Annotated in this window: 21 protein-coding genes and 1 pseudogene; 8 read left to right on the top strand and 14 right to left on the bottom strand. The window is 67.7% G+C overall.

Going from position 1 to position 25,090, the window contains the following annotated elements:
• The first annotated feature begins 20 nt into the window (after positions 1-20).
• Positions 21-668 carry a hypothetical protein gene (locus tag AWC16_RS12985; protein ID WP_207572315.1) on the top strand — a complete coding sequence of 216 codons (648 nt, stop codon included), beginning with the start codon at positions 21-23 and terminating at the stop codon, positions 666-668.
• Here AWC16_RS12985 and AWC16_RS12980 read toward each other — a convergent pair.
• Positions 612-1,229, bottom strand: coding sequence for a TetR/AcrR family transcriptional regulator (locus AWC16_RS12980; protein WP_085265156.1), 618 nt, complete (start codon positions 1,227-1,229; stop codon positions 612-614). The two genes, AWC16_RS12985 and AWC16_RS12980, sit on opposite strands and share 57 nt — an antisense overlap.
• A complete protein-coding gene (locus tag AWC16_RS12975) occupies positions 1,210-2,058 on the bottom strand; it encodes an SDR family NAD(P)-dependent oxidoreductase (protein ID WP_085265155.1) in 849 nt (282 codons plus the stop codon). Before AWC16_RS12975 ends, AWC16_RS12980 begins: the two co-directional genes overlap by 20 nt.
• A gap of 131 nt (positions 2,059-2,189) precedes the next feature.
• On the opposite strand from AWC16_RS12975, the gene AWC16_RS12970 reads away from it, so the two are divergent.
• Both AWC16_RS12970 and AWC16_RS12965 read left to right on the top strand, forming a co-directional pair.
• Positions 2,190-3,056 carry an LLM class F420-dependent oxidoreductase gene (locus AWC16_RS12970; RefSeq protein WP_085265154.1) on the top strand — a complete coding sequence of 289 codons (867 nt, stop codon included), beginning with the start codon at positions 2,190-2,192 and terminating at the stop codon, positions 3,054-3,056.
• Positions 3,053-3,411, top strand: a pseudogene (locus AWC16_RS12965) (nuclear transport factor 2 family protein); the annotation flags it as partial. The gene AWC16_RS12970 and the pseudogene AWC16_RS12965, both read left to right, overlap by 4 nt.
• A gap of 154 nt (positions 3,412-3,565) precedes the next feature.
• Here the strand turns inward: AWC16_RS12965 and AWC16_RS12960 are convergent.
• Positions 3,566-5,776: a molybdopterin-containing oxidoreductase family protein gene (locus AWC16_RS12960; protein WP_085265153.1), complete on the bottom strand. Its 2,211-nt coding sequence runs from the start codon at positions 5,774-5,776 to the stop codon at positions 3,566-3,568.
• A gap of 109 nt (positions 5,777-5,885) precedes the next feature.
• Here AWC16_RS12960 and AWC16_RS12955 point away from each other — a divergent pair, with 109 nt between their 5' ends.
• The gene (locus tag AWC16_RS12955) at positions 5,886-7,118 is read left to right on the top strand and encodes an acyl-CoA dehydrogenase family protein (RefSeq protein WP_085265152.1); all 1,233 of its coding nucleotides are present in this window, start codon (positions 5,886-5,888) and stop codon (positions 7,116-7,118) included.
• Entirely contained in the window at positions 7,119-8,243 is a 1,125-nt protein-coding gene (locus AWC16_RS12950) for an acyl-CoA dehydrogenase family protein (protein WP_085265151.1), read from the top strand.
• A 14-nt stretch (positions 8,244-8,257) separates the two neighbouring features.
• Here the strand turns inward: AWC16_RS12950 and AWC16_RS12945 are convergent, their stop codons facing one another.
• The 11 genes from AWC16_RS12945 to AWC16_RS12895 form a co-directional block, all read right to left on the bottom strand.
• A complete protein-coding gene (locus AWC16_RS12945; protein WP_085265150.1) occupies positions 8,258-8,602 on the bottom strand; it encodes a DUF732 domain-containing protein in 345 nt (114 codons plus the stop codon).
• A gap of 44 nt (positions 8,603-8,646) precedes the next feature.
• Positions 8,647-9,966 carry a PPE family protein gene (locus tag AWC16_RS12940; protein WP_085265149.1) on the bottom strand — a complete coding sequence of 440 codons (1,320 nt, stop codon included), beginning with the start codon at positions 9,964-9,966 and terminating at the stop codon, positions 8,647-8,649.
• Between the two features lie 59 nt (positions 9,967-10,025).
• Complete coding sequence (locus AWC16_RS12935) at positions 10,026-11,294, bottom strand: PPE family protein (RefSeq protein ID WP_085265148.1); 1,269 nt, start codon at positions 11,292-11,294, stop codon at positions 10,026-10,028.
• 402 nt (positions 11,295-11,696) lie between these two features.
• Positions 11,697-12,725 carry a fused (3R)-hydroxyacyl-ACP dehydratase subunits HadA/HadB gene (locus tag AWC16_RS12930; RefSeq protein WP_085265147.1) on the bottom strand — a complete coding sequence of 343 codons (1,029 nt, stop codon included), beginning with the start codon at positions 12,723-12,725 and terminating at the stop codon, positions 11,697-11,699.
• Between the two features lie 52 nt (positions 12,726-12,777).
• A complete protein-coding gene (gene cydC / locus AWC16_RS12925) occupies positions 12,778-14,433 on the bottom strand; it encodes a thiol reductant ABC exporter subunit CydC (RefSeq protein WP_085265146.1) in 1,656 nt (551 codons plus the stop codon).
• The gene (gene cydD, locus AWC16_RS12920; RefSeq protein ID WP_085265145.1) at positions 14,420-16,030 is read right to left on the bottom strand and encodes a thiol reductant ABC exporter subunit CydD; all 1,611 of its coding nucleotides are present in this window, start codon (positions 16,028-16,030) and stop codon (positions 14,420-14,422) included. The genes cydC and cydD overlap by 14 nt, the downstream gene beginning before the upstream one ends.
• A gap of 56 nt (positions 16,031-16,086) precedes the next feature.
• Positions 16,087-17,244, bottom strand: a complete 1,158-nt coding sequence (gene cydB, locus AWC16_RS12915) for a cytochrome d ubiquinol oxidase subunit II (RefSeq protein ID WP_085265144.1) — start codon at positions 17,242-17,244, stop codon at positions 16,087-16,089.
• A 21-nt stretch (positions 17,245-17,265) separates the two neighbouring features.
• The gene (locus AWC16_RS12910; RefSeq protein ID WP_085265143.1) at positions 17,266-18,711 is read right to left on the bottom strand and encodes a cytochrome ubiquinol oxidase subunit I; all 1,446 of its coding nucleotides are present in this window, start codon (positions 18,709-18,711) and stop codon (positions 17,266-17,268) included.
• Positions 18,712-18,741: 30 nt separating this feature from the next.
• The gene (locus AWC16_RS12905) at positions 18,742-19,689 is read right to left on the bottom strand and encodes a macrolide 2'-phosphotransferase (RefSeq protein ID WP_085265142.1); all 948 of its coding nucleotides are present in this window, start codon (positions 19,687-19,689) and stop codon (positions 18,742-18,744) included.
• 3 nt (positions 19,690-19,692) lie between these two features.
• Positions 19,693-20,130: an SRPBCC family protein gene (locus AWC16_RS12900; RefSeq protein ID WP_085265141.1), complete on the bottom strand. Its 438-nt coding sequence runs from the start codon at positions 20,128-20,130 to the stop codon at positions 19,693-19,695.
• Positions 20,127-20,951, bottom strand: coding sequence for a class I SAM-dependent methyltransferase (locus AWC16_RS12895; RefSeq protein WP_085265140.1), 825 nt, complete (start codon positions 20,949-20,951; stop codon positions 20,127-20,129). The genes AWC16_RS12900 and AWC16_RS12895 overlap by 4 nt, the downstream gene beginning before the upstream one ends.
• A 224-nt stretch (positions 20,952-21,175) precedes the next feature.
• Here AWC16_RS12895 and AWC16_RS12890 point away from each other — a divergent pair, with 224 nt between their 5' ends.
• From AWC16_RS12890 to AWC16_RS12880, 3 genes are read left to right on the top strand one after another with little or no spacing between them, the layout of a single operon-like run.
• A complete protein-coding gene (locus tag AWC16_RS12890; RefSeq protein ID WP_109561392.1) occupies positions 21,176-21,613 on the top strand; it encodes an MmpS family transport accessory protein in 438 nt (145 codons plus the stop codon).
• Positions 21,610-24,474: an MMPL/RND family transporter gene (locus tag AWC16_RS12885; protein ID WP_085265139.1), complete on the top strand. Its 2,865-nt coding sequence runs from the start codon at positions 21,610-21,612 to the stop codon at positions 24,472-24,474. The genes AWC16_RS12890 and AWC16_RS12885 overlap by 4 nt, the downstream gene beginning before the upstream one ends.
• The gene (locus AWC16_RS12880) at positions 24,471-25,076 is read left to right on the top strand and encodes a TetR/AcrR family transcriptional regulator (protein WP_165759221.1); all 606 of its coding nucleotides are present in this window, start codon (positions 24,471-24,473) and stop codon (positions 25,074-25,076) included. The genes AWC16_RS12885 and AWC16_RS12880 overlap by 4 nt, the downstream gene beginning before the upstream one ends.
• Positions 25,077-25,090: the final 14 nt, after the last annotated feature.

The raw sequence follows: 25,090 nt of genomic DNA, 5'->3' as shown, positions 1-25,090 counted from the left end.
CGTTCGGATTCCTACTCCCCGTGAGCACCCTTCTCGTGTATCCGATCTGGTCCTTCCCGGGAACCCGCACGCCGGCAATCGAAGTGGCGCGGTGGGCCACGGACAACCACGACCGGTTGGTCGCGACCATGCTGCTCAATACGCTCGGCGTCACGCTCTGGTTCGTGTTCGGCGCTGCGGTATGGACGCATCTGCGGGATCGGCTTCCCGTGCGATCGATCCTTCCGACCTGTTTCGCCGCCGGATTCATCGGCTGCGTGACCCTGCTGCTGAGCGGATTCACCGCATTCGACCTCCTGCTGTACCGGCGCCGCAGCGCTGACGCGGCCTCGCTGCTCTACGATCTGACCTTCGGATTGCTGGCCATGTCGGGGCTGCCCACCGCCGTGGCGCTGGGTGCGTTCGCGGTTGCGGTCTACAGCCGGCGGGTGATGCCGCGCTACACCGGTCACCTCGCGTTCGCCGCCGCGGTGGTTCACCCGCTGCTGCTGCTGGCGTTCATCGTGCGCAGCGGTCCGCTGTCACTCGAAGGTTTCTCGATCACCGCAATGCCGGCGTTCCTGTTCGCCTGGATTCTCGGAACGGCACGGGCGATGCCACGTCCCGGAGACTCAGCTGCGTCCGGTGCGCCCGGTGCGCCGACGACCCCGCCAGGGCGCCAGGAGTAGCTCGCAGGCGCGCCGCATGTCGCGTTCGGCCTGGGTGGGCGTGGTCTCGCCCATCACCGCCCAGGACAGGACGCCGTAGGCGCACTGCTCGACCAGGAGGGACAGCTGGGCGTCCTGGCGGGTAGGCCGGGAGATCCCGGCGACGGACAGGATGTTGCGCCGCAGATCGAAGTCACCGGTTGCGGTCGACGCGGCCCGCCGGGCGTTCACCGAGGTGATCATCGCCCGGGCCAGTCGCGGGCGCGCGAGCATGGCTCTGCAGATGCCGGCCATGAGTTCGGTGACATCGGTCGCCGGGCAACCGGTTAGCGGATGTGGCGGCGCGGCGCTCTGGGTGTAGTGCGACAACAGCGCGCTGAACAGGTGATGTTTGGTGGGGAAGTAGCGGTAGACCGTCGTAATGGATACCGCCGATTGATCGGCCACGTCCTGCATCCGGACGCCCTCCAGCCCGTCGCGGGAACCGAGTCGGGCAGCGGTGGCAAGGATGCGGTCCCAGCGTTGTCGTTGTGCGGGCGTTGCGGGGGTTGCCGGCTCGCGATCAACGGGGAGGCGGGGCATCGGACTCTCCCGGGGCAGCGGGGGTCCCGCGTAGCAGTTTCTGCATCTGCCGGTGCGAGGCGAGTACGGCCGCGGCCCGGTCCGCCGGGGCGTGCAGAGCGGGGCTGTCGGCGTGAGCCGAGATGATGTGCACGGGGCCGTGGGGGAGCCGGTCGAGACCTTCGCGGGCGACGTCGGCCGGGTCGGACACCCGCAGCCCGGGTACCTCGAAGTTGAGTCCCACCCGCTGCATGGCCGGCGTCCTGGTGACGCCGAGCACCAATTCCAGGACATGCACGTTGTGGTCGCGCAGCTCCAGCCAGAGGCCTTCGGCGTAGATCCGGGTGAACGCCTTCACACCCCCATAGACGCTCTGCCGCGCCGAACCGAGATAGCCGGTGAGCGAGCCCACCAGCAGCACGCCGCCGCGGCGGCGCTCCCGCATCGCCGCCCCGAAGTGGTGGATGAGCCCCAGCGGCGTCGTCACGTTCAGATCGATCACCCGTGAGAATGCCGCCAAGTCCCCGTCGAGGAACTCCGCGCTGTGGGTGTTGGCCCCCGCGTTGTAGATGAGCAGGCCGACCTCGATATCCGATGTCGCTTCGACGATCTGGGCGACGCCGCCCGCGGCCGCCAGATCAAGGGTGAGTTCGCGGACCCGCACGCCGAGTTCGCGGCACCGATCCGCGGTGTGACGCAGCGCTGCTGGCTTTCGGGCGATCAGGACCAGGTTGATTCCCGCCCCGGCCAGCTGGAACGCGAATTCGGCACCGACGCCCTCGGAGCCGCCCGCGACCACGGCCCAGGGGCCGTACTGCCGGACCCACTCGCTGCGGTCACCGCTGGACAAGAGCCGCCTCCGTTACTAAAATTCATTTTAGTTTCTGACGGGAAGAGACTACCTCACTCATCGGAACCACGCGAGCAAACGGAAGGCGCAGCGCCATTGCGATACAACGGTCCGCGGGCCCGGTCCCGCTGATGCGGCTCGGCTTGGCCACGCCGGTGGTCATTCAGATCCCGGGCGCGGCATCCGGTTGGGAAGCCGAGGGCGGTGTCGACGACCTCGGTCAGATCGCCGCGGCGGCCGACGAACTGGGATTTGACTACCTCACCTGCTCCGAACATGTCGCGGTTCCGATTGACGCCGCGGCCACCCGGGGGGCCACCTACTGGGATCCGTTGGCCACCTTGGCGTTTCTGGCCGCCCGCACCAGCCGGATCCGGTTGGTGACGTCCGTCCTGGTGCTGGGCTACCACCATCCCCTGGAGATCGCCAAGCGCTACGGGACCCTGGACCGGCTCAGTGGTGGCCGGCTGACGCTCGGTGTGGGAGTCGGTTCACTGCGTGAGGAATTCGACCTGCTCGGCTGCGAATGGGACGACCGCGGGGCACGGGCCGATGATGCGATGAGGGCGCTGCGCGCATCGCTGTCGAACACCCGCCCGGCCTATCACGGCCCGTTCTACCGATTCGACTCGATGGTCGTGGAACCCTGCGCGGTGCAGCAACGCGTGCCGATCTGGGTGGGTGGACGAACGCGGAGATCCCTGCGCCGCGCGGTGGAACTCGGCGACGGCTGGACGCCGTTCGGCCTGACCCGAGCCGACCTGTCCGAATTCCTTGGCAGCGTGGACCTTCCGGATGGCTTTACCGTGGTGCTCTCGTCACCGCCGCTGGATCCGATCGGCGCCCCGCAGCAGACCCTCGACCGGATCGGCGGCCTGGCTGACCTCGGCGCCACCGATGTCAGCTGCGCGATCTCGGCGCAGTCCTCGGCGCACTTCCGCGACCAGCTGGCCGCGCTCGCCGAGCTGGCCAACCTCCCGCGCCGGGAGCAGCCGTGAGCGAGCAACGGCTGGCCGAGCTGGAGCGGCGTCTGCAGCAGATCGAGGATGAGCGTGCGATCGAACGGCTGATCGCCTCCTACGGCCCACTGGTCGATGCCGGCGAGGCCGAATCGGCCGCCGCGCTGTGGCGAGGCGACGGTGTCTACGACGTCGAGAACTGGCGCATGCCGGCCGCGGGGACATTGCGGCGATGGTGCGCTCGCGTGGTCACCAAGATCTGATCAGCCGGGGGTGCACGCACTTCCTGGGCCCGGCCGTGGTCACCGTGCACGGTGATGAGGCGGTTGCCGTGTGTGAGTCGACGCTGCTGGTCAAACAGGGCGATGAATACGGCGTTGCGCGCGCCGCCGCCAACTACTTCCACCTCAGACGGGCCCCCGAATCGTCCGGGCGGTGGCAGATCGTCAGGCGCATCACCCGACTACTCGACGGCAGCGCCGAGAGTCACACCTTGCTGGCGGATGGCGTGGCCGGGCGGATCCGCTGACCGCTGCTGTCGAGCAGCATCAGAGCCGTTGCACCCCGACGTAGCTCGAACTCAGCGGAGACGTCTGCGACAACGGGTCCACGGAGTGGCCGTCGACCAGCAGATTGCGGTTGACCCCGAAGGACTCGGGCTGTTCGCCACCGCGGGGGTCGAAGATCCGCGACCCCCAACCGTGGTCGATGAGCACCATCCCGCGCCGTGGCCGTTTCGAGACCGATGCGGCCAGGACCACCTCACCGGTCGGCGAGAACACTCGCACCAGGTCTCCTTCGGCGATGCCGAGATCCGCGGCGTCCTCGGAGTTGATCAGCACATCGTTGCGCTTGCCGGAACGGTGCAGCCCGGGCAGCTCGTTGAGCCAGGAGTTCATCGAGTGCCGGTTCCGCCGATTGCCCAGCTGGAACGGAAAACCCTCCGGCGCCATAGGGTGCGGGGCGGCAAGCAGTTCCCGTGTCCGCTCCAGCAGTTCCGGCGGGGCCACGTGCACCCTCTTGTCGTCGGTGCGCAGCGCTTGCCTGAAATGACCGAACTCGCGCGGCCCCAGCACCAGTCCGTGCGGATGGGCCATCACGTCGCGCCAGGTGAGCCGGCGGCCGTTGATCTTCCGCGACATCCGGATGAACAGGCGGTCGAGCCAGTGCGGGCCGAACGCCCACGCGGGTCGACGGGTCAGCGCCGCAATCCGCCGGGTCGCCCGGATGAAGGTGTTGAAGCCCCTGACACCGAACAGGGGTCTGCGCATCGCGAGCGCCAGATCGACGAAGATCTCCCACTCCTGCCGCACCCCGGGCGGGGGCTCGACGACCTTCGCGCCGTACTGGACGAAGGGTTCGTCATGCATATTGCTGGTGAACGCCAGCAGGTCGTCGCGCTCGAGCCAGTGCGCCGCCGGAAGCAGCCAGTGGGCGTGGCGGTGGCTTTCCCGCTGCACCAGGTCGATCACCACCAGCAGATCGAGTTGCGCCAGCGCCCGGTCGAGCCTGGTGCCGTCCGGGCCCGACACCACCGGATTGCCGCAGTTGATCAACATGGCCCTGATCTGGCCGCGGCCCGGTGTGGTGATCTCATCGGGAAGCTCCGCCAGCGCGTGTGCTCCGGCGACCATGTCCCGTCCGGCCACCCGGCTCACATGCGGTTTGGTCTTCGCGAGTGCCGCCAGCTTCAGCGCGTCGAAATAGCCCGGCTCAAAACGCCGCCCGCCCGGGCGGTCCATCCGGCCGGTGATGACGTTGAGCACGTGGCCGAGCCATTCGCCGACCGCGCCCGCCGCGTGCTGCGAGACCCCGGTGCGCGTCACCGCCATCGCGGTGCGGGCCGCGGCGAAATCCCGCGCGGTGCACTCAATCACGCCGCGGTCGATGCCGCAACGGGCAGCCAGGTCATCGAGGTCGGCCTCGGATACCAGCCGCGCCAGCGCGGGGACGCCGGTCGCCAGGTCGGCGCAGTCGCCGCGATGCTGGCGGCCTTCGTCGAGGATCACCTTCACCATCGCCAGAAGCAGCGCCCAGTCCTGGCCCGGTCGCACCGCCAGATGGACGTCGGCCTTCTCCGCGGACTCGGTGAGCACCGGATCGACCACCACGAGGGTGGCGCCACCGGCCTGCCGGGTCAGTGCGCGCCGCCAACCATCGGGCGCCGTCTCCAGCCAGTTCCAGCCGCTCACCGCGGGATTGGTGCCGACCAGCAGGAAGTAGTCGCAGTTGTCGATGTCGGAGACCGGCACCATCAGTGCCGATCCGTACATCGCCTCGGCCACCACGTGAAGTGCGTTCTGATCCACCGAACCCACCGCGTAGCGGTTGTTGGTGCCGACGGCGTCCATCCAGGCATTCATGAACATCACGTTCGACGACGAGTGCCCCGACGGATTGCCGTAATAGGTGCCGATCGTGTCCGGCCCTCCCGCGTCGATCAGCGCGTTCATCCGCGCCGCGATGTCGCCGATCGCCGTGTCCCAGCTTTCCTCGACGTAGGACTCACCTACCCGCCGCATCGGCCGCAGGATCCGGCGCGGATGTTCCACCAGTTGATTGGCGGTGCGGCCCTTGGCGCAGAAGTCGTGCCAGCTGTGGGGGTTGAGCTTGTCGGCGGAGATCTTGCGGATCTGGTTGTCCTGGACCGTCACCTCAAGACCGCACGAGCACATGCAGTACCTGCAGAAGGTGTGAACCGTCTTGGCAACAGGGGCAGACGGCGCCGGCGCCGGGGGCTCCGACGGGGACTTGGCCATACCGCCATCGTGCCCGAGTACCGGCCGGGTGTGCGGCGAATGGAAATGAGCAGATCGCTTGATCGGGAGGCCGGAATGTGCCCTGCAACCTGGGCGCTACACTGCGCGGATGGATCTGCGGTGGTCCGAGGAAGATCGGGCATTCCAAGCTGAAGTTCGGGCCTTTCTCGACGAGAAACTGACACCCGAACTGCGCCGCGCGGGCCGGCTGATGACCAGTGTCTACGCCGACCACGAGGCCAGCATGGCCTGGCAGGCGATTCTGCACGAGCGAGGCTGGGCGGCCCCGGCATGGCCGGTGGAGTACGGCGGCTGCGACTGGAGCCTGACCCAGCACTACATCTTCAGCCGCGAGACGACGCTCGCCGGTGCACCGTCGTTGTCGCCGATGGGGATTCGGATGGTGGCGCACGCGATCATCGCCTACGGAACCGATGCGCAGAAGGACTATTTCCTGCCCCGGATTCTGACCGGCGAGGTGTTCTTCTGCCAGGGCTACTCCGAGCCGGAGGCCGGATCGGATCTGGCGGCACTGTCGATGGCGGCCACGGTGGACGGCGACGACTTGGTCTGCACCGGCAGCAAGATCTGGACCACCCACGCCGGCGAGGCGAACTGGATGTTCGCCCTGGTGCGTACCACCCGCGGGGCCAAGAAGCAGCAGGGCATCACGTTCGTGCTGATCGACATGACATCGCCCGGTATCGAGATTCGGCCGCTGGTGATGACCTCGGGCGAAGAGATCCAGAACCAGGTGTTCTTCGACGAGGTGCGGGTTCCCCAATCCAATGTCATCGGCAAGATCGACAGCGGTTGGACGGTCGCGAAGTATCTGCTCGAGTTCGAGCGCGGCGGCGGTGCGGTGGCGCCGGGCCTGCAGGTGATGGCCGAGGAGGTCGCCACAGCGGCCAAGGACCAGCCGGGACCGGGCGGCGGAAAGCTGGCCGACGACCACGCCTTCAGTCGCAAGCTGGCCGATGCGCGTATCCGCGCCGAAGTGTTGGAGATCCTGGAATACCGGGTGCTCGCCGCCGTTGCCGAGGGCCGTAACCCCGGGGCGTCGTCGTCGATGCTCAAGGTCCTGGGCACTGAATTGAGCCAGGAACTGACCGAACTGGCGTTGGAGGCGGCCGGACCGCGCGGGCGGATCTATCAGCCGCACGTCACCGCACCCGGGGGCCCGATCGCCGACTACCAGCCGCCCACCGACGGCTACCAGTCCGGTGAGCCGTGGCAGGCCGTGGCACCGCTGCGGTACTTCAACGATCGGGCCGGCTCGATCTACGCCGGCAGCAACGAGATTCAGCGAAACATTCTGGCCAAAGCGGCATTGGGGCTCTAAATGGACTTCAACCTGAACAGTGAGCAGCAGATGCTGCGTGACGGGATCACCAAGTTCCTCGCGTCGCGATACGACCTCGAGACCAGTCGGGCGGCGGCCAAGACCGGTGCCGGGTGGCAGCCCGATATCTGGCGCGCCTTTGCCGGCGAGTTGGGCATTCTGGGTGCGACCCTGCCGGAGGAGTTCGACGGAATCGGTGGCGGCGCTGTGGAACTCATGGTCATCACCGAGGCGCTGGGGTATGCGCTGGTGATCGAGCCCTACGTCGACGCCGTGGTGGTCGCCGGCGGGCTGCTGCGACGCTCCGGAAGTCCGGCCGCGGCTGAGCTGCTCAAGGAGATCGTCGCCGGCGACAAGGTCGCGGCGTTGGCTGCCGCGGAGCCGGATTCGGCCGACCGCTGGCAGGACGCGGCGACGCTGGCCCAGCCCGACGGCGACGGCTGGGTGTTGAACGGCGTGAAGATCGTGGCCGCCGGCGCGCCCCTGGCGACGCATCTGCTGGTCACCGCGCGCATCGCGGGCGAGGATGGAATCTCGTTGTTCCTCACCGACGCTGACGCCGCCGGTATCGAGCTGCACCCGTATCGAACCATCGACGACCGCAGCGCCGCCGACATCACGTTCACCGATCTGCGGCTTCCGGCGGAGGCACTGTTGGGTGAACGGGGCGGGGCATGGCCGTCGTTGGCCCAGGCCCGCGACGAGGGCGCCGCGGCGATCTGCTCCGAGGCGGTGGGCTGTATGCGGAAAGTCTTGGCGGACACCGTCGAATACTGCAAGCAGCGCCAGCAGTTCGGTCAGCCGATCGGTAGTTTCCAGGTTCTGCAGCACCGCATGGTGGACATGTTCATGGAGGTCGAGCAGTCAGCGGCCGCGGTCTACCTGGCGATCCTCAACCTGGAGGCCGACGAGACGACGCGTGCCCGCGCGGTGTCGGCGGGCAAGGCCACCGTCGGCCGGGCGGCACGGTTCGTCGGTCAGCAGGCGGTCCAGCTGCACGGCGGGATGGGCATGACCGAGGAGCTGGCGATCGGCCATTACTTCAAACGGCTCACCGCAATTCAATACGAGTTCGGTACCACCGATCACCACCTCGCCCGATACGCCGAGCTGACGAGGGCCTAGAAGAAACCGGCCGGCTACTTCGTCAACTGCTGGGGGCAGTAGGAGTTCGCGGCGAGTGCGGCGAACTGTGACGCTCCGTCCAGGCTCAACCCGGGATTGTCACGTTTGACTTCCTCGACCACCTGCAGGCCCGGCTCACCGTTGCTGATCAGGCCGCACACGGCGTGGCCGGCTGCGACGGCCCGATCATCACTGGCGAACGCCAGGCCGACCGATCGCAGCGACGCCAGGAAAGCGGTGTCGCCGCCGCCGACTTCGGGCTCCGCATATGCCGGCGCAGCACCGCCGATCAGCGCAGCAGCACCCAGCACCGACAACACACTGCACGTACCTATCCGCTGGCGGCTGTGGGTTTCCATACGGTGAGTCTCTTTCTCTTTCACGGGTATCTCTTCCGAGGGCATCAGTTGAGCGGGGCCGCGGATTTCTTGGCGCCCTTCAGGTGCACGGCGTGAACGCCGGGCTTCCTGGACAATTCGTCGAGCAGTTCGTCGAGCCCGGCCTGGTCGACGTTCCAGTGCTGGACGGCCTCGGGTTGGCTCTGCAGTTTGGCGATCACCGCGTCGAGCTTGACGGGAGTTTTCGCCTTACCCCCCTGGATTCGGATGCGCCCACCGGTGACGGCGCGGGGGTTGGCACTGCCCAGGGCGCCGCCGGCCATACTGCCCAGGGCTGCCTGGCTGAGCAGGCCACCCGGCAGCCCCATCACAGCGGGGGCGGCGGCGAGGCCTGCGGTGGGCATCCCGGCGGCCATCCTGATCGCCGGGCTGGCAGACGCCCAGCTCGGTGGGACGGACAGGTTTCCCACCAGATTCGCCTCGGACATGCCGGCCGTAACCGTCGAGACCAGGCCACCGGAGGCCGCCGTGCGAAGCCCGGCCCCCAGTCCGGTCGCCGGTATCTCGGTGAGGACCCGGGCCAGCGGCGGGGCGAACTTCAGAAAGTTCTGGATCGGGAAGTTGGCGATCATCGAAGTACTGTTGAACTGCACGGCCAGACCCAGCGGCGCCCTGACCGCCGAGAACATCGCGATGAACGTATCGGCCGCCGCCGGGGACCCGGTCAGTTGGGTGAGCGCGTCGGAGACGAAGTTGTTGTACTGGTTGGCCAGATCGACGAGGAACTGCATAAGCGGATCGCCGCCGGAGGTGGCCGCCGCCGAACCCACGCTGGCCGCCGACGTGGCCGCCGCGGTCCCGGTGGTGGTCTGCGGTGGTTCGGTGAACGCCGTCAACTTGGTGGCCGCGGCTTCGGATGCGGCGTAGGTCTGCATGGCGGCGGCGTCTTGCGCCCACATCTCCATGTACTGGGCCTCGTTGGCCGCCATGGCCGCGAGGTTCTGGCCGAGCAGGTTCGTAGCCTGCAGCATCGCCTGCTGGGCGCGGTTGGCCGCAACGAACTCCGGCGGAACCGTGGCTGCGTAAGCGGTTTCGTAGGCGGCGGCGGCGGCCTGCGCCTGGGCTGCCGCCTGGGCTGCGGCGGCCGCGGTGGCCGACATCCAAGCCACGTAGGGCTCAGCGGCCGCCGTCATCGCCGCGGCCGACGGACCGGTCCACGATTCGTCGGCGAGTGCCGTGAGCACTGCGTTGTATTCAGCTGCCGCGGTACTCAATTCACCGGAAAGACGCTCCCAGGCCGTCGCAGCGGCGATCAACGGGCCGGCGCCAGCGCCGGCATACATGTTCCCCGAATTGATCTCTGGCGGTAACAAGGAGAAGTACATTTCGACACCCTTATCTGGTCGGGTACGACAGGGTAGGTGGAGGTTTCGTCATCGTCAGGTCACTCATCGAGTGCCGGGATCACGATGATGGTGGCGGCTGCGGGGTCGGCCTCACCGGGCGGAATCGGTCCGAAGGCATCGGGGCCGCCGCTGCTGCGCAGGGAACGGGTTGCCGCTCCGACGGTTTGGGTGGCGGTAGTGCCCATGCCACGGCCCAGCAGGCTGGACAGCGCCATCTGCCCGAACATGGCTTCCTGGCCGGCGGCGGCAGCCATCGGGGCGACCTCGACGGCTGCCGGCAACGTCGAAGCCATACTGACCAACTTGGTTGCGGGCGCCGCAACCGTCCAGGACGGCGGCACCGACATCTTCCCGATGGTGGCCGCCTTGCCCAGTGCGCCGGTTGCGCTGCTCAGGCTGGCGGCGGGTAAGGCGGTGTGCGCCAAGGGCGCGAGCGGCACGAGCGCTCCGGTGATGGCTTTGGGCCCGGCGAGGAATGCCTGCGCGCCCATCCCGTTCATGATCCAGGAGTAGAGCTGCCCGAATGCCAAGACCAGGCCGCCCGCAGGTGTCGTCAACCCGGCCGGGCTGAACGGCCCGGTCAATGTGCCCCAGATCATGTTCCACTGGTCCAGGAATGAAGCCGGTGCCGTCGCCGCTGCCGTTCCCACCGGGTTGGAGGCCAAGGACTGCAGTGCATGCGGCATTGCGGTGAGCAGCTGGGAGAGCTGCTCGCCGATATTGGAAGCTGCCGAATCACCGGTTGCCGCAGCTGACGCCGCTGCTTGATTCGCCACGCCGGTCGGGTTGGTGGTCTCCGGCGGCTCGCTGAACGGCGTCAGCTGGGTTGCCGCGGCCGCGGAACCCGCATAGGCGTACATCGCGCCGGCGTCCTGCGCCCACATCTCCGCGTAGTGAACTTCAGTCGCTGCGATCGCCGCGGTGTTCTGCCCGAGGATGTTCGTCGCGATCAGCGTGGCCAGCTGCGCACGATTGGCCGCTACCACCGGTGGTGGCACGGTGGCCGCGAAGGCGGCCTCATAGGCGGCTGCTGCGGCGCGCGCCTGGGTGGCGGAGAGCTCGGCCTGGGCGGCGGTCATGCTCATCCAGCTCACGTAGGGCTCGGCGGCGGCGACCATGGAAGCGGACGACGGCCCCGACCATTCCCCGGTCAGGCTTGAAACCACCGAATCGTATGACGATGCCGCAGAGCTCAGTTCGGCCGCAAGCGCGTCCCACGCGGATGCGGCTGCCAACAGGGGGCCAGAACCGGCGCCGGCGTACATCCGTCCGGAGTTGATCTCCGGCGGTAATGCAGCAAAATCCATGTCGGGTGACTCCTCACGTCACGCGGCCCATCGCCGACGCTCGAACTAGCTATCGGAAACCCAAATCCTAGGCAGGGGTTGTCTATTCGAGGTTCCAGCAATGTAAACAGGTTCCAGCAATGTAAAAAGCGTGCGACGTAACGACTTTCAGTGATACCAGGCGTTCTTTGAAAACCCTTGTGAGACAGCTGCTATGAAAGCGTCCGGGGCGCCTGCCCGCTCACATCGGCGGATTTACAGACTGTTTACCGCACGGCGGTGAAGTAACGGCTGGACCAGGTCAAAAGGGACGATTGACCGGTTTGATCAACACCGTCCGGTGCCTGCTCTGTCAGGGCCGGCTCCGCAATCACTCAACTGCGCGACGATTGTGAGATTTCGGTTACTGGATCGGAACTCGGGTTAACGAAACCGTACGTTCAAGGTGGCGAGGCCGAAGATCTTGCGGTTGTCGGACTTCGCGGCGACCAGGATGGTTCCCGTGCGGGTTGCCGGGTCGAGTGCTTTGATCCGGCCGCTGAACTCGATGTCGGCGCCTTCTTTGGCCGACACGATCGCCGGTGCCGAGAGTCGCACCGCGTAACGGGTGACGGCGCCGGGGTCGCCCGTCCAGGCGGAGCCGAACCCCGCACCCAGGCCCATGGTGAGCATTCCGTGGGCGATCACATCGGGCAGGCCGGCCAATTTCGCGATGTCTTCATCCCAGTGGATCGGATTGGCATCGCCGGCCACACCGGCGTAGTTGACCAGGTCTCCGCGGGACAGGCGGGTGTGGCGTACCGGCAGCTCGTCGCCGACCTTCACCTCATCGAAGGAAGGTGTTGCCGGGGTGCGGGTCAGGCCGCCCTCGGATATCCGGACCTCGCCGTCGGGGCGCACCGTCTTGTGGTACGCGGCGTCGGATTCGCCGACGTCGAGGATGTTGACGTCGTGCATCATCGCGTGGTGGACGGCGGTCTTGATGGCCGGATCGATGTCTTCGGCGGTCACTCCGACGACGGTGGTGTGCAGGGTGTGAACGCGCTCGCCGGCGGTGTCGGTGAAGGTGTTGGTCACGGTGATCAGGTCGCGCCCGGCGATACGGCGTACCGAGGTCAACTCGACATCGATATGCAGTTCGTCGCCGTCCACGATCGGGCGGTGCTGCTCGAAGACCTCTTCGGTCTGCATGTAGGTGTCATAGCCGACGACCACCGACTCGAACATGCGGCGATTGCAGTTCATGCCCGGCACCGACGTGAACGTCAACGGCGCCACCAGCCCGGAATAACCCATCGCCGCGGCGGCGGCGACGTCCCAGTGCGCCGGGTGGTAGTCCTGAACGGCGCGGGCGTACTCGCGCACCTTCTCCCGGCCCACCAGGTAGGTGCCGTCCATCTGGTAGTAGTGGCCGACCCGCGCTTCCATCGGCGACGTCTGTGCTGCGGTCATGAGTTGACTCAACCGTTCTGTCGGATTGTTTGCTGAGTCCGACCAGAGCACCCTAACGTGGTACAGCGGCACCAGCGACGTCGAGTCTGCGGCACCGGCTGTCACCGGGCAGGTGGTGGGTGGCCACCAGCACCGTGCGGTCGGCGCCGAACAGTCCGGGTGACTCCAACAAGGTGCGCAGCAGCTCGTCGGCGTCAGCGGCGTCGAGGTGTTCGGTCGGTTCGTCGAGCAGCACGATCCGGGCGGGCGAGAGCAGGGCCCGGGCCAGCAGCAACCGTCGTCGCTGACCGGCGGACAGGCCCTCCGCGCCGCCGGCCAGCACGGTGGCCAAACCGTCGGGCAGCCCGGCCAGCCACCGCCCGAGGCCGACCCGGTCCAGGGCGGTGATCAGTTCGTCGTCGCGGCAGTCTCCCCGTGCCACCAGCAGGTTGTCCCGGACGGTGGTGGCGAAGACGTGCGCGTCTTCGGCGAAGAAACTGATGGCGGCCCGCAGTTCGGCCTCGGAGAGCTCCGGCGCCGCGACACCGCCCACTTCCACCCGGCCGGCCAACGGTGCCAGCAGGCCGGCCAGGGTCATCAGGAGTGTGGTTTTGCCGGCGCCGCTGGGGCCGGTGATCGCCAACCGGTCCCCGGGCGCCAAGTCCAGCGTTACCCGGATCGACCCGTCTTCGCGATACCCGAACTGCACATCGGCGCGCAGTCGCGGCGCAGCGCCGGCATCTCCCCGCGCCGCCGGCGTGTCCGCAAACACTTGATCCGGCGGCGCCAGCTCGAGCAGTCGCCGCGCCGCGATCCGGGAGCGGGTCAGCTGGATTGCCGCGGCGGGCAGGGCGGTGGTCGCCTCGAACGCGGACAGCGGCAACAACATCAGCACGGCGACGGTGGTGGGGGCCACGGCATCAGCGATCCCGATCCCGGCCACCAGCGCACCCAGCACGCTGACCCCGATCGCGGCGGTGGGCATGGCGGCGGCGATCGCAGTCGGCCTGGCGGCGGCGTCCACCGCTGCACCCCAGGCCCGTTGCCGACGCTGGGATTGGGCGATAACCCCGGGCAGCAGACCGGCGATCCGCAGCTCGGGGGCATGGTCGAGTGCCGACATCGCCGAAACGTCACGCTCGGAAAGGTGGTCGCGGGCGGTGGTCTCCTGTGCCGAGGCAGCCCGTGCGGCCAGCCACGGTGCGACGACACCGGCCACCAGCAGGCAGAGCGCCAGCACGGCGGCGGCCACCGGGGAGATCACGGCGATCACCACCGTCGCGCCGACTCCCAGCACCGCCGCGACGGCGATCGGCAGCAGGGCGCGTACCAGGACGTCGGCCAGCTCGTCGACGTCGGTGCCCGCCCGCGCCACAAGTTCGCCGCTGTGCAGCCGCATCGCGGCATCCGCCGGCCCACGGGCCAGCCGCCGGTAGAGCCAAGTCCGGGCGGTGCCCGCGGCGCTCAGCGCTGCGTCGTGGCTGACCAGCCGCTCGCAGTAGTGCAGGACTCCGCGGGAGATCGCGAACGCCCGCACCGCCACTACGGCGACAGACAGGTCCAGCACCGGCGGCATCTGCCAGGCCCTGGTGATCAGCCAGGCCGAGACCCCGGCCAACGCCAGCGCGCTGCACAGCGACAACACCCCGAGAATCCCGGCCAGCAGCAGCCGGGGCAGTCGCGGTCGCAGCAGCCCGACGGCGGCCGGCAGCGGATCAGACCTGCGCATGGCGCGCAGCTCCCTCGCTGGTCACGACAATGATCCGGTCGCCGATCGCCAGTACGGGTGCGCGGTGACCGACCACCACCACGGTCGCCCCGGCGCGGGCGCGGGCCAGCAGGGCGGTCAACACCCGCTGCTCGGTTGCGGCGTCCAGGTGGGCGGTCGGTTCGTCGAGCAACAGCACCGACGCCGCCGATCCCAACGCGCGCGCCAACCCCAGTCGCTGCCGCTGTCCCAATGACAGCCCGACTCCGCCGCGCCCCAACTCGGTGTGCGGGCCGTCGGGAAGCTCGGCGATCACCGAGTCGAATCCTGCTGCGGCGCAAGCCACGTCGGCGTCAATGAGATCCCCGAACAGCGCCAGGTTGTCCGCCACGCTGCCCGGGACCAGTGCCGGGCGCTGTGGCAGCCAGACCAGTTGCTGCCACCACGCCGGCAGGTCGAGGTCGGCGACGTCGACGCCGGCGACCGTGATGCGGCCCGAGGTGGGCGGCGTGAGCCCGGCGATGGCCGCCAGCGTGGTGCTCTTGCCGGCGCCGTTGGCGCCGGTCAACACCGTGACCTCGCCGGGCTCGATCACCGCGGTCAGATCAGCCGGCGCCGCGCCGTCGCGGCCGGCCACGCTGAGTTGTTCGAGACGGATCTGCCCGCCACGTGCCGTCACGCGCCGGTGTCCGGGTGGCGCGACCGGTTGGCCGATCAGCGCGAAAGCCTGCTCCGCGGCGGCGCGTCCGTCCTGGGCGGCGTGAAACTCCACCCCAATGCGGCGCAGCGGCCAGTACACGTCGGGCACCAGCAGCAACACCGTCAACCCGGCGGTCAGGCTCATCTCGCCGAACACCAGTCGCAGACCGATGCTCACGGCCACCACCGCCACCCCGAGCGTGGCCAGCAACTCGAGCACCAACGCCGACAGGAACGCGATCCGCAGGGTGGCCATCGCCGAGCGGCGGTGGGCGTCGGACAGTTCGGCGACGCGGTGTTCGGGGCCGGCCGCGCGGCCGAGCGCGCGCAGGGTGGGAATGCCTGCGATCAGATCCAGCAACCGGGCCTGCAGCGTCGTCATGGCCGCCAGGGCGGCGGCGGAGCGGTCCGCGGTCGCCAGGCCGATCAACACCATGAAGACCGGGATCAGCGGCAACGTGATCGCCACCAGCACGGCGGCCTTGCGGTCGTAGACGGCGATCACCAGCATGGTGGCCGGGGTCAGGATCGCGGCCAGCAGCAGCGCGGGCAGGTAGGCGGTGAAGTAGGGGCGCAGACCGTCCAGGCCCCGGGTCACCACGGTGGCCGCGGCGTCCCGCTCGGCCGCCAGCCGGTGTGGGGAGCGCGCGGTGACCGCGGCCAGCACCTGACCGCTCAGTTCGGCGATCGCCGCACTGGCTCCGCGTTGGCCCAGTCGCGCCTGTAGCCACTGCGCCGCGGTGCGCACCGCCCACAGCAGCAGCAGTACCGACAGCAGCGGCGTCCAGTGCGCAACGTTGCGGGTGGACGGGTTAGTGATGACGTGAGACACGATGTGCGCCAACGTGATCGCCGAGGCAATAGCGCAGCACGAGATCAGTACCCCGCACCCCACCGTGGCGGCCAGAAAGCGCCGCACCGCCGTCGACGCCCGCCACAGCCGCGGATCCAGCGGCGCCCGAGAACCTCGAGCGCTCAGGACGGCGTCCTCGCCAATCCGATGGACGGCGGGATCTGCTCGGCCGAGATCCGCTGCCGGAACACCCAATACGTCCAGCCCTGATAGACCATGGCCAGCGGCGCGAAGATCACCGCCGCCCAGGTCATGATCTTCAATGTGTACGGCGTTGACGACGCGTTGTAGATCGTCAGGCTCCACTGCGGATCCAGGGTGGAGGGCACCAGCGCCGGATACAGCGCGCCGAACAACAGGATCACCACCGCCGCAACCACTATCGCGGTGCAGGTGAACGCCCAACCGTCGGACGCGCGGCGCCACACCAGCGCGACTGCGGCCAGCTGGGCGAGCACCGCGACGCCCAGCACCAGCCACGTCCAAGCGGTGCCGTGTGCCAGCTGGGTCCATACTCCGAAGCCGGCGACCAGCGCGGTGACCGGTAGTGCCAGCCGGGTGGCGAAGCGGTGCGCGTCGTCCCGGATCGCGCCGGCGGTCTTCAAAGCGACGAACACCGCACCGTAGAACAAGAACAGCCCGCCGGTGGCCAGCCCGCCCAGCAGGGTGTAGGCGTTGAGCACATCACCGAACGCCGGCCGGACATGCTGGTCGGCGTCCACCGGAAGGCCCCGGACCAGAACCGCGAACGCCACCCCCCACAAGATTGCGGGCAGCCAGGAGCCGGCGGCGATGCCCGCGTCCGCCCACCGGCGCCAGTTCGGATCGTCGATCTTGCCGCGCCACTCGATCGCGACGGCGCGCACGATCATGCCGAACAGAATCGCCAGCAGCGGCAGGTACAGCGTCTCGAACACGGTGGCGTACCAGCCCGGGAAGGCCGCGAACATCGCACCGCCGGCGGTGATCAACCAGACCTCGTTGCCGTCCCAGACCGGTCCGATGGTGTTCAGCGCCGCGCGCCGGTGCGCTTCCGGGTCACGGGGTTTATGCGGTGGTCCCAGCTTCGCCTCTCCTTCGTCGAGGCTCGCTGAACCACCGAGTTTATGCGGTGGTCCCAGCTTCGCCTCTCCTTCGTCGAGGCTCGCTGAACCACCGGGTTTACTCACCCAGCCGAACGGCGCCATCAGCATCCCCACCCCGAAGTCGAAGCCCTCCAGGATGAAAAATCCGAGGAACAGCACCGCGACCAGAACAAACCACAGCTGTTGCAGTCCCACCGCGATGACCTCCTTGTCGAGTCAGTAGGCGAATGACAGCGGCGCCACGTCGCTCTCGCCGGGCGGTGCCGGTGGCGCGGGTTCGGCGTCGTGTTCCAGGGGGCCCTCGGCGACGTAGCGCTTGATCAGCCAGAACCAGATGACCGCCAGCACCGCGTAGACCAGCGTGAACGTCGCCAGGGAGGTGACAACCACGCCGACGGAATTGCTCGACACCCCTTCGGCGACGGTCAACCGGATGTTGGGATCGCCGGTCGGGTTGGGGGCGACGACCCAGGGCTGGCGGCCCATCTCGGTGAACACCCAGCCGGCGCTGTTGGCCAGGAACGGGGTGGGAATGCTCAGCAGCGCAAACCAGGAGAACCACCGCTGGTTGGGGATCCGCCCGCCCCGGGTGAGCCACAGCGCGGCCATCGCGAACAGCACCGGGACCACCAGCAGGCCGATCATCGCGCGGAACGACCAATACGTGACGAACAGGTTCGGCCGGTAGTCACCGGGCCCGAACTGCTGCTGGTAGCGCTGCTGGATGTCGCGGACGCCCTCGAGTTCAACCCCGTCGAACCGGCCCTCAGCCAGGAACGGCAGCACGTAGGGCACCTCGATCACCCGGGTCAGATGGTCGCAGTTGTTCTGCCGGCCGACGGTCAGGATCGAGAAGTCCGGGTCGGTTGCGGTGTCGCACAACGATTCCGCCGACGCCATCTTCATCGGCTGCTGGACGAACATCAGCTTGCCCTGCACGTCGCCGGTGAAGACCAGCCCGACCGCTGCGACCAGCGTGACCCAACACCCGAGAATGGCCGCCGGCCGATACATCGTGGTCGCGTCAGCGTCCCTGGACCGGACCATCCACCAGGCGCTCACCCCGGCGACGAACGTCCCGGCCGTCAGGAACGCGCCGGTGACCGCGTGCGACAGCGCGGCCTGGGCGGTGTTGTTGGTGAACAGCGCCATGATGCTGTCCAATTCGGCGCGATTGGTCTCCGGATTGAAGTGGGCGCCGACCGGGTGCTGCATGAACGAATTGGCGGCGATGATGAAGAACGCCGACACGTTGGTGGCGATGGCGACGACCCAGATGCACAGCAGATGCACCACCCGCGGCAATCGGCCCCAGCCGAAGATCCACAGGCCGATGAAGGTCGATTCGAGGAAGAAGGCGGCCAGCCCCTCCATCGCCAACGGCGCGCCGAACACGTCGCCGACGAACCGCGAGTACGCGCTCCAGTTCATCCCGAACTGGAACTCCTGCACGATCCCGGTCGCCACCCCGAGGGCGAAGTTGATCAGGAACAGCTTGCCGAAGAACTTGGTGAGCCGGTACCAGGCGACGTTGTCGGTGAGCACCCACACCGTCTGCATGACCGCGACCAGCGGCGCCAAGCCGATGGTCAGCGGCACGAAAATGAAGTGGTAGACGGTGGTGATCCCGAATTGCCACCGCGATATGTCGACAACGTCCATGGGCGATCTCCCGGAGCTGCAGAGCAGATGCTACGACGAAGTGTAGTAGCTGTGCCGGGTCGGCACTAGCCCCGGCGCCTGGCCCGGCTGGTTCAGCATCGCGGCGGCGGCCGCGAGATCGCCCTCCGCTCGGGTGATCAGCGCGTACTGTGCGTACCCGATCGGGGAGGCGTCCCACAGCCGCCGGGCCTGGGCCGCCAGGCCCGGGTGCACGTGCCCGCCGGCCTGCGCGTAGGCCTCCAGGGTTACCTGCAGCATCTCCTCGCCCGCAGCGCCGTACTGGGCGGCCAGGTCGCGGGCGGGGTCGTCCACCCGCGCGGTGGTCCAGTCCAGCACCCCGGTGATGGTGCCGTCCTGGGCGAGCAGGACGTGGGCGGGGTAGATCTCACCGTGCGTCATCACGGTCTGATCGGGCCAGCAGGTGTCGTCGGCCAGCCAGGCGTCCCAGGCCTCGCATAGCTCGGGCGCGACGGCGAACTCCGTGCGCACCGTCTTGATGTCGTCGCGCCACGACTGCCGGACCTGCTCGGGGGTGCGCACGTCCGCCCCGGCGGCCTCGGCCTGCTCGGGGCGAATGGAGTGCAGGCGCGCCAGCAGGCGGCCGAGACGGACCGCGTAGTCGGGACTGGCAGGGTCGATGTGCCAGACCGGCTCGCCGCCGTCGGTCAGGGTGAGGCCGGGCGTGCCGGGCAGGGCCGGGTAGGCGACCAGCTCGGTGGAACGGACCTGCCAGTCGGGGACCGCGACGCCATCGGTGGCGAGGACCGGACCGACCAGGTCGAGAATGCGGGCCTCGGCGGCCATGGCTGCGGAGACGTCGTCGCGGCGCGGCAGCCGCAGCACCCAGCGGCATCCGCGCTCGTCGGAGGCCATGACGACCCGGTAGTCCAGGCCCGCCTCGTTCACCGTGGCGCCCTTGGAGGCGAGGTGCAGCCCGTGACGGGACGCCAGGGTGATGACGTCGTCGATCGTGCTCATGACCTATTCGAGGATGGCGGCCAGGGTGTGCCAGCGGCGGTGTCGATGGGCGAACATCAGCCGGATGAACAGGCGCGTGCCCCAGCCTTTGATGCCGTCATCGGTCTCGATCTCGTCGGTGTAGCGGCAGCGGTGCTCGTCGATGGGGGTGAAGGTCAGTCGGTGGTTCCAGGTGTGCACCGGGCCGCCGTGCTCGTGGGTGTAGATCATCAGCTCATCGAGCTCCTTGATCTCCAGGTGGTGCGTCCAGGTGGGGATGACGCCGAACCACCACAGTCGTGCCGACGCGCGGGTACCCGCCTCGAGGCGGTCCGGGGCCTTCAGCCCGGGCAGCTGGAGGGCCGGGGCGAGAACGAACTGCATCAAGGCGGGTTTGCGCGCCAGCGCCGCGGCGCGTTGCGCTGAAAGCGGCAGCTCGGTGCTGAGGGCGACTGTGCTCATGAGGCGTTCCCCAGGCGGAAGAGATTGAACCGGTAGGCGTTGACGAACGCGGGCAGAATCCGTGCCAGCGCCGGCAGACCGTAGCGATAGCGCCACGGCAGTGCGGTGGCCAGCTCGGGCTGCGGGGTTGCCATGGTGCGGCTTTCCAGCAGCTCCATTCCCCAGGTGTTCAGCCGGCGCGGGTCGTCGCAGATCCACTGCATTCGGGCGGTCAGCTCCCGCATCGCACCGTTGCGATGCTGGTTCTCGATCATCTTGTGTCCTCCGGTGTCGATAAGGAGCTGCGAGCCCGCGAAGCGGTCGGTGAGATTACCGACGGCCCCGCGGACTTGGTCTTCGGGGAAGTACAGCAGGACGGCCTCGGCGACGAACAGGTACGGGGCCGGGGCGGCGGCGACGGCGTCGAACCAATCGGTGTCGAGCACCGAGCCCGCCAGCATGGTGCGACGGTCGGTGTCGGCGAAGTAGCGCCTGCGCAGCTCGATGGTGTCCGGTAGGTCCAGGTCGAACCAGCGCAGCCGACCGTTGTCGACGCGTTCGAAGCGAGTGTTGAGCCCCGTGCCGATCTCGATGATCGTGCCGCCGGGATGGTCGCGAAGGAAACGGCGGACCCAGACATCGAAGATCGCGGTGCGCAGCACCGAGCCCGGCAGTGAACCTCCACGAAAACGCCCGAAGTCGTAGTCCAGGTCCGCCACCAGTTCGGCGGCGCGCGTGTCATGCAGGATCGGATGTCTGCTCGCGCTGTCGCGTGCGCGACCGTACAGCGGGATCAGCAGGGTTTCCTGGACCTCGCCGAGGTCGGGTTGCACCTTGCCCATTGTTCACCTCAAGAACCCGTCCGGCAGTTGCCTTTTCAGCTTAGCCACATCGGCCGTCGGCCGGGGGTCGCCCGAAACCGCCCCACCCGCCGAGCCTTCCGCGCCGGGCTCGCGATGCGGTACAGTCCTGTCCGGCCCTACGCGGAACTCGGGTTCCGTTGGCGGAGGCGTTTCCGCGCGGTGGCCCACATCCTCGCGGTAGCCGGAGGCTAAGGAGACGGTGCGTGTTCGGACTGGTCAAGAGGCTCTGGATACCGCTGCTTCTTGTGGTCGTGATCGCCCTGGGCGCCTACGTCGTGGTCCGGGTGCGTGACAGTTTCGGGGCGGGAGCGCGAATAGCGGCCTCCGACGCGAACGCCGACGACACCAAACCCTTCAACCCCAAACACATCACCTACGAGCTGACGGCACCTGCGGGTGGCACCGTCAGCGTCAACTTCCTCGACGAGAACGGCCAGCCGCACCTCGTCGAAGATGCTCCGCTGCCGTGGTCGCACACCATCGTCACGACGCTGCCGTCGATGTCGGCCAACATCGTCGCCCAGGGCGACGCGGGAATGCGGCAGCTGCGGTGCCGCATCATCGTCGACGACGACGTCCGGGACGACCGCAGCATCGACGAGTACAAGCCCTTCATCTACTGCCTGGTGAAATCCGTATGAGCAAACAGCTTGCGCACCCTCAGCGCTCCCGCTTCGCCCGGCTGCTGTGGGTCCTGGCCGTGCCCATCATCGGACTCTGGCTGCTCATCGCGTTCTGCACCACCGTGTTCACCCCGCCGCTCGGAGAGGTGGCCGGCAAGCACTCGGTGCCGATGACCCCGATGGATGCACCGGCGTTCAAGGACATGATGAACATCGGGCACAAGTTCGAAGAGTTCAACACCGACTCCTCGGCGATGGTCGTCATCGAGGGCGACGACAAGCTCGGCGACAGTGCGCACGAGTACTACGACAAGATCCTCGCCAAACTCGTAGCCGACAAGCATGTGCAGTTCGCCCAGGATTTCTGGAGTGACCCGCTGACCGCCGCCGGTTCCCAGAGCCCGGACGGCAAGGCCGCCTATGTGCAGGTCTTCCTCGACGGAGCGCAGGGCACCACGCCCAGTCACCAGTCGGTCGCGGCGGTCCGCAAGATCGTCGAATCGGTGCCCGCCCCGCCCGGCGTGCAGGCACATGTCGCGGGCAACACCGTGCTCAACACCGACACCTTGATCGCGGCCCACAACAGCATGGAACTCATGACGGCGGTCACCATCGGCGTCATCTTCCTGATGCTGCTCGCCATCTACCGCTCGCTGCGGTCGGCGATCGTCGCTCTGATCCTGGTGCGCTTCGAGCTCTACGCCTCCGAAGGCATCGTGGCCACCGCCGGGCATCTGGACATCATCGGGCTCACCCCGTACGCCGTCAGCATGGTCACGATGCTGACCATCGCCGCGGGGACCGACTACTTCATCTTCCTGCTGGGCCGCTATCACGAAGCCCGGTCCCGCGGCCAGGATCGCGAAGAGGCGTTCTACACCGCCTACAACGGTGTGGTGCACGTGATCGTGGGTTCGGGCCTGACGATCGTCGGCGCCTGCCTGTGCCTGACCGCCACCAAGCTGCCGTACTTCCAGACGATGGGGGTGCCCTGCGCCATCGCCCTGATCGCGACCATGGTGGCAGGCCTGACCCTGGCCCCGGCGGTGTTGGTGGTGGCGTCCAAGTTCGGGATCTTCGATCCCAAACGCGAAGTCTCAGAACGGGGCTGGCGCATCATCGGCACAGCCGTGACGCGGTGGCCGAAACCCATCATCGTCGTCACGACCTTTATCGCGGTGATCGGTTTCGTCAGCCTGGCAACCTATGTCCCGAACTACAACGACCGGAAGTTCACCCCGGAGGACATTCCCGCGAACGTCGCGCAGACCGCGGCCGAACGGCACTTCTCGCAGGCGCGGATGAACCCCGAGCTGCTGATGGTCGAAGCCGACCATGATCTGCGCAACCCCGCGGACATGCTGGTCATCGACCGGATCGCCAAGAGCGTATTCCATGAGCGCGGTATCGGCCGGGTGCAGACCATCACCCGTCCCCTGGGAGCGCCGATCGAGCACAGCTCCATTCCCTTCGTGATCGCCATGCAGAGCTCCGGGCAGCTTCAGACCGCGAAGTTCATGAACGACAGCATGGCGTCGATGCTCGAGCAGGCCGACGAGATGGGTCGGACTGTGGCGGTGTTGGAACACATGTACGGCGTCATGGAGCAGGTCACCGACACCACCCACGACATGACCGCGGACATGCATGTGCTGAAAGACGACATCGAGACTGTGCGCCAACACGTCTCGGACTTCGACGACTTCTTCCGGCCGCTGCGGAGCTACTTCTACTGGGAACCGCACTGTTTCGACATCCCCATCTGCACGGCGATGCGGTCGATGTTCGACATGCTCGACGACGTCGACACCATGACCGACGACATGGGTGCCACGGTCAAAGACGTCGACCGGCTGGACATGTTGATGCCGCAGATGCTGGCGGATCTGCCGAAGCAGATCGAGTCGATGAAGAACATGCGCAGCTTCATGCTGGCGACCCACAGTGCGATGTCCGGTATTCAGCGGCATCTGCAGGAGGGCGCCGAAGGATCGACCCTGATGGGCAAGTTCTTCGACGAAGCCAAAAACGATGACTCCTTTTACCTTCCGCCGGAAGTGTTCGACAACCCCGACTTCAAGCGGGGCCTGAAGATGTTCGTCTCACCCGACGGCAAGGCCGTGCGATTCATCATCACCCACCAGGGCGACCCCGCCTCGGTCGAGGGAATCAAGCATGTCCAGGGCATCAGAGAAGCCGTCGCGGACGCCATCAAGGGAACCCCGCTGGAAGGCTCGGAGGTGTCGCTGGCCGGCACCGCGTCGATGTACAGCGATATGCAGGACGGCGTGAAGATCGACCTGACCATCGCCGGTATCGCCACCCTGATATTGATCTTCGCGATCATGCTGGTGATCACCCGCAGCCTGGTGGCGTCCCTGGTGATCGTCGGCACGGTACTGGCCTCACTGGGCACGGCGTGCGGGTTGTCGGTGCTGCTCTGGCAGGACATCCTCGGCCTGGGACTGCAATGGATCGTGCTGCCACTGACGGTCATCATCCTGCTGGCGGTGGGATCGGACTACAACCTCTTGCTGGTTTCCCGCCTGAAGGAGGAGATCCCGGCCGGTCTCAACACCGGCATCATCCGGGGCATGGGCGCCTCCGGCCGGGTGGTCACCGCAGCCGGGCTGGTGTTCGCCGCGACCATGGCCTCGATGATGGTCAGCGACCTGCGGGTGATCGGCCAGTTGGGCACCGCGATCGCGCTGGGCCTGTTGGTCGACACGTTCATCGTGCGGGCCTTCATGACCCCCTCGATCGCCGCGGCGCTGGGCCGGTGGTTCTGGTGGCCGCTGAACACCTTCCGGATGAGGGACCGCCCGCAACCCGAACCGGCCGTCGAGACCGCCCCGATCCCGCAGCCCACGACGGTATGACCGAGATGGAATCGCGACTGCGTCAGCGCACCGATGGTCGGCTGGACAGAAGCCGTGATCCCGCGATCCTGGACGCCGCCCTGGCCGTCGTCTCGGAAAAGGGCTACGACGCAGCGAATATGAACGACATCGCCGCGCGAGCCGGCGTCGGAAAGGCCGCCATCTACCGCCGCTGGGCGTCGAAGGCGGCGCTGGTCACCGACGCACTCATCTACTGGCGACCCGATCTGCTCTCCAGGCAGGCCCCGAACACCGGCAGCTTGGTCGGTGACCTCGATGCCCTGATCGAACAACTGGGGCGCATCGATGATGACCCCGTCCCCAACGACCTGGTGCTGCGGGTCGCCTTGGAGGCCGTCCACGAGCCCGATCTGGCGGCCGCCGTCGATGACCTCGTGCTGGTCAAAGGCAAGGGGCTGGTCGCGAAGATCTTGGCGCAGGCCGCGGCGCGCGGTGAGATCGACGCCGATAAGGACTGGTCGATGGTCGCCGACGTCGTCCTGGCCATGGGCTTGTTGCAGGTCATCCGCGGCCAGACGCTGGATGCCGGCTTCGTCCGACAGGTCATCGACACAGTGGTGCTGCCCGCGCTGGGCAGGTAGTCCGCGTGCCCGAT

The organism is Mycolicibacter longobardus, from assembly GCF_002102265.1.
Classification (GTDB): Bacteria; Actinomycetota; Actinomycetes; order Mycobacteriales; family Mycobacteriaceae; genus Mycobacterium; species Mycobacterium longobardum.
This window is presented reverse-complemented; position numbering and strand designations above follow the sequence as displayed.